2 protein-coding genes are annotated in these 2759 nt (G+C 37.9%); both read right to left on the bottom strand.

The window, feature by feature from the left end:
- Positions 1-551 precede the first annotated feature (551 nt).
- Positions 552-2159, bottom strand: coding sequence for a YfjI family protein (locus tag ACFINU_RS09525; RefSeq protein WP_375615311.1), 1608 nt, complete (start codon positions 2157-2159; stop codon positions 552-554).
- Between the two features lie 12 nt (positions 2160-2171).
- A partial coding sequence (locus ACFINU_RS09530) for a toprim domain-containing protein (RefSeq protein WP_375667637.1) occupies positions 2172-2759 on the bottom strand: 588 nt, incomplete at its 5' end.

Here is a 2759-nt window from a genome sequence, read left to right on the forward strand (position 1 = left end):
AATCAAAATGAAGCCAATTAAATCCATTTAGGATAAATAGCGAGTGTCAGCTGAGGTGAAATTCTTGCAAAACCAGATTTTTTTTCAAAAGGGGTTTTTAAAGGCTGCTTATCCACAGCCCATGGCATGGAATAAGATCAGCAAAATAGTGAAATTTGCTATTCATTTCACGGATTAATCAAGACAAATGTATTAGGTGCTTTAAAATATCATAATGATTATTTTGATAGGTTTTATGAGTCACTAAAATAATCTAGTTTGTTAGTTCAATTTACAGACACAAACTGACAAATATATATTATTGATTGTATTTAAGGTTGTATTGTCGATATAGGTTGTATCGTTAAAATACTAACCTATTGAAATATAATGTTTTTAATTTTCTCTCATTTAAAAAAAAATAATATAGGAGCTAGAATGAACTGACAAGACTGACAAAACTCTTCTGATAAGGTCACTCAGATCATTTGCTTTTGGAAAAAAGTTCCTTGATGAGAATGCCATAAAAAGAGTTTTGCGTGGTTGTCTTAAAGACTTCAAAAGAGATTTCTTTATTGTTTTATGCTGTTGTTTTTAACCAAAGGATTCCATTCATACCGTCTATCAGGACGCCGACCTAATTCATTCCCCTCTATAGGAAATTCACGAATATAGTTACAACGACATAAAAGCTCTAAAGCTTGCTTAACGGCTCCATTGTCTTTTAAAGATCTCCAACACCGTCTATAGATATCTCTTGCCGTAAAAACATTGGGTAAAAGATCACAGCGCTCTACAATTAATTTTGCACGCTCTGCTGTTAATGTATCATTCGCCGCATAAAGACGTTTTGCATGACTTATCAGATATTCTTCCCAATATAAGGCTCTCTCAAGGGCATCTCTATTGATTTCAAAACGCCCCCCTTCACTCAATTCAAAAATCAATGCAAGGGTTGGTATGGTTTTATTCATTTTCAAAAGATGCGCTTGTAAACTTGATGAGAAATGACCTCCTTTGATTGTTCTTTGAAAATTTTCCCACCATACACGAAACATTTCTTGAGCTTCAGCAGAAAAGCGTATGGTAATAGGGTGTTTTGGTGATCCTAATGGTTTATCATAAAGAGAACGAAAAATTCCTTGATAACTTTCCCATGCCTTTTGATTGGGAGGTCTATCAACCCATAACCGCTCTTTTCGTTCATCGGGCCACACCAGCATTTGAAATCGTTGCAATAAGCCGTCATTATTTGTTCCATGGTGCATTGCTTGAATAATGGGAATAATCCGTGAAGGTTGAATGCCCCCAATAATGGAAATGGTTGCATTGGGAATAAAAATGGTTCCACGTCCTATACGGTCATAGGTGTATGATTTTTTGCCATTAAAAGCTGTTAGATAAAAAGAACGGTCTGATTGATATTCCTTCCGTTCCAAATCGGATAAAAAACCAGATAATTCATCACGAACCAACAAGAGACCACGGGGGTTTTCTTTTAACAATTCCCCAAGCTTTTCGACGGTCACATCGTTGACAATAAGACGTCGTTTATTAAGCGTGTCATCTTCCTCACTTTCTTTATGTTCAAGAGATTGAGAAAGAAGAGCAAGGGCTTGTTCCTCGTCTTGATCTTTGAGTGCTTTGTAGGCTTGTTTTTTCTTTTCTCTTTTGTCTAATTCAATAAGAATATCTTTTGTTTCTTGCTGTTTTTTCTTCTTTAACCATTCTTGATGCCATTCCTCTTGAAAAACATCAAGAGGTGCTAAAGCAGCTTCCATGGTATCTGTTTTCATAGTTGAAGGTTCCCCCACAATGGCACCCCAGAGATTAGGAACAATTTTCCAATTGGCATGTTGTTTTGGAGAAACCCGCACGCCATTTCCAATGACAGCAGACAATCCACATAAAGCAGAAACAGCAACAAAATCGATAGAAGATTGTTGAATATCAGCAACGTCATAAACATAGTTTATTAATGGTGTTGGAAGCAGGAATATTTTAAAAGGCTCGACGGGTAAGAGAGCCGTAGCAATCGGTTGTAATTGCCCCCAACCATTTTGTTGCAAGGCTTGTTCATAAGAAATGGCTTTTAAACAAGTATTTTCGTTTAAAGAGACATTATCGTTATCATTGACGGGAGTATTTTCATTATTGTTTTGTAAATTACTATCTTTCATAGTTTCCCTCTTTTAAGAAAGTAATACGTTATTAAAATCGGTTCCTTTTGGAGCTTGCATCATAAAGACCTCAAAGCCATGGCTATAGGCACGTGCAGCTAGGGTAAAACCTGCTTTACGACCCGCATCATCGCCGTCCATTGCAATTGTCAGACGCCCTTTTGTAGGGGGTAAATTCACACGCATCATGCCACTGGTTGAAAGAGAAGCCCATAAATTAACGGGCTCTGATAACAACCCAGACAGCAGAGACAGCCCCGTTTCAATGCCTTCACAAATGACCAGATGTTTTGGATTGGCTTGGCTTAAATGCACCCCACCACCCGTTACAGATCCCAACATGGCTTTTGCTGGTTTCTGATCTGTTTTGCAGCCATTGTCTTTTAAAAAGGTTCTATGAATGGCAAAGGAACCAGCCCCCTTAACAAGAGCAACCAACGCGGGCAATGTACCCCCAGAGGGGTGTGGACATTTGCTATGAAAACGTAAATCAGCAGGCAAATCACATGTAATACCCCGCATACGTAAATAGGTTTCTGCTAAAGTATTTTTGATTGGTTGGCTTTGTTGCCAAATTGCTTTTGCTCTCTCTGCTTTCTG

The organism is Bartonella sp. AC130YNZD, from assembly GCF_042196865.1.
Classification (GTDB): domain Bacteria; phylum Pseudomonadota; class Alphaproteobacteria; order Rhizobiales; family Rhizobiaceae; genus Bartonella.